We start from the raw sequence: 2,494 nt of genomic DNA on the forward strand, positions 1-2,494 counted from the left end.
GAGCGTCCCCGCATCGGCTCGTTGGCGATCTAGAGCTTGCGCAGTCGTAGCCGGTTGATCGAATGGTCGGCGTCTTTGCGCAGCACCAGGGTGGCGCGCGGCCGGGTCGGCAGAATGTTTTCGATCAGGTTGGGCCGGTTGATCGATCGCCAGATCTCGCGGGCCGCAATCTCGGCCTGCTGGTCGGTCAACCCCGCGTAGTGGTGGAAGTGCGAAGCGGGGTCGGCGAATGCGGTCGAGCGCATCGCCAGGAACCGCGAGATGTACCACTGCTCGATGTCCTCGATCCGGCCGTCCACGTACAGCGAGAAGTCGAACAGGTCCGACACCATCAGCGTGGGTCCGGTCTGCAGCACGTTGAGGCCCTCGAGGATCAGGATGTCCGGGTGGCGGACCACCTGCTTGGCGTCCGGCACCCGGTCGTAGTGCAGATGCGAGTACACCGGCGCGCACACGTAGTCCGAACCCGACTTGACCGAGGTGACGAACCGCATCAGCGCCCGCCGGTCGTAGCTTTCCGGAAAACCTTTGCGGTGCATCAGGTTCCGTCGCGTCAACTCCGCGTTGGGGTAGAGGAATCCGTCGGTGGTCACCAGGTCGACGCGCGGGTGGTGATCCCAGCGGGCCAGCAGCGCCTGTAGCACGCGGGCCGTCGTCGACTTACCGACCGCCACACTGCCGGCCACCCCGATGATGAACGGCACCGGGCGGTCGGGATGCTGCTGGGGCTCGCCGAGGAACTCGGCGGTGGCGGAGAACAGCCCCTGGCGGGCTGCGACCTGCAGGTGCAGGAGCCGGGCCAGCGGCAGGTAGACCTCTTCGACCTCGCGCAGGTTGATCTGCTCGCCCAAACCCCGCAACCCGACGACTTCTTCTTCGGTCAGCGGCTGTGGTGTGGACATACGTAGCGCGCGCCATTGACGTCGATCGAACTCCACGTAGGGGCTCGGCTCGCTTGGCCGCGGCATGACGTCAGTCTTGCAGCCTCGGCCTTGCTGCGGTCCGCTGGGGCGAGCAGATAGCTTCCGCACGGCGACGATGCCGCCGCGCGGCGGCGGAGGAGGAGCCGGGCAAATAGACTCTGGCGTCGTGGAACCTGACGCGCTGGTCCGCGAGTATCTGCTACTCGGATTGCGATTCGACCGCATCGAGTCGGGTTATGTCGACTCCTTCACCGGCGATCCAGCGCTGCGCCAAACGGTGTCGGCTGAGCCGGCACCCGATCCGGCCGATCTGGTCCGTCAAGCCCGACGGCTGATCGCGGCTATTCCAGATGTGCCGCACCGCAACGGATTTGACCGGCAGCGTGCCGACTACATGGCTGCACATCTGCGTGCGCTGGACTGCGCCGGCCGTAAGTTCGCCGGTGAAGACATCGGTTTCGTCGACGAGGTGCACGACTACTTCGACGTGCGCATCGGCAAGGGCACGCCGGAGACCTACCGGCAGGCGCATGCCCGCCTCGACGAGGTGCTGGGTGGCGACGGGCCGCTGGCCGACCGGATGGACGCGCACCGCACCGGCGAGGAAATCCCGCCCGAGCGGCTGGCCGAATGCATCGAGGCCTTCTCCAGCGCGCTGCGCGACCGGGTCCGCGCCGATTACCCGCTCCCGGACGCCGAAACCGTCGAGTATCAGGTAGTCACGGATAAGCCGTGGTCGGGATTCAACTACTACCTCGGCGACTACCGCTCGACGGTCGCGGTCAACGCCGACATCAAGCAGCTGATGTCCAACCTGCCGAGACTGGTGGCCCACGAGTCCTATCCGGGACACCACACCGAGCACTGTCGCAAGGAGGTCGGGCTGGTCAACCGCAAAGGCCAAGCCGAGCAGACCATCTTCCTGGTGAACACCCCGCAATGCCTCATCGCCGAGGGCCTGGCCGACCTGGCCCTGTACGCGGCGATCGGCCCGGGCTGGGGGCGGTGGGCCGCCGAGATCTACGCCGATCTGGGCCTGCGGTTCGACGGTGAGCGTGCCGAGGCGCTGTCCGAAGCGTCCGCCGCCCTGGCCGGCGTCCGGCAGGACGCCGCGTTGATGTTGCACGACGAGCACCGCGACGCCGACGAGGTTGCGGACTTCCTGCGCCGTTGGCTGTTGGTCAACGACACCCGCGCACGGCAGATGCTGCGGTTCTTGTCGTCGCCACTGTGGCGCGCCTACACCAGTACCTATGTCGAGGGATATCGGCTGCTGCGCGGCTGGCTGGACGATCGCCCCGCCGAGATGAGCGTCGTCGAGCGGTTCGGCCGGCTACTCGACGAACCATTGATCCCGTCGGCGCTACCCGAGTAGTCCGATGTGGCGTGGCCCGCCGATAGAATGGCGGCGTGACTGCCGCACCTGACGCCCGCATCAAATCCTCGGTCATGTCCGCGCCGCTGGCCGACGTCGACCCCGACATCGCCGAGCTGCTCGGCAAAGAGCTCGGCCGCCAGCGCGACACGCTGGAGATGATCGCCTCGGAGAACTTCGTGCCGCGCGCGGTGCT

General features: G+C 67.0%; 3 protein-coding genes. 2 read left to right on the plus strand and 1 reads right to left on the minus strand.

All coding sequences use genetic code 11. The annotated features are described in order from the left end of the window. Positions 1-29: 29 nt before the first annotated feature. Positions 30-968 (minus strand): type I pantothenate kinase, encoded by a 939-nt coding sequence (gene coaA / locus WAN02_RS21355; protein WP_422266215.1) that lies wholly within the window; start codon positions 966-968, stop codon positions 30-32. A gap of 121 nt (positions 969-1,089) precedes the next feature. On the opposite strand from coaA, the gene WAN02_RS21360 reads away from it, so the two are divergent. Both WAN02_RS21360 and WAN02_RS21365 read left to right on the plus strand, forming a co-directional pair. Beyond that, a complete protein-coding gene (locus tag WAN02_RS21360) occupies positions 1,090-2,298 on the plus strand; it encodes a DUF885 domain-containing protein (protein WP_422266216.1) in 1,209 nt (402 codons plus the stop codon). Between the two features lie 74 nt (positions 2,299-2,372). Then, on the plus strand, positions 2,373-2,494 hold a 122-nt coding region (locus tag WAN02_RS21365), incomplete at its 3' end, for a hypothetical protein (protein ID WP_422266217.1).

The organism is Mycobacterium sp., from assembly GCF_049281135.1.
In the GTDB taxonomy this organism is placed as follows: domain Bacteria; phylum Actinomycetota; class Actinomycetes; order Mycobacteriales; family Mycobacteriaceae; genus Mycobacterium.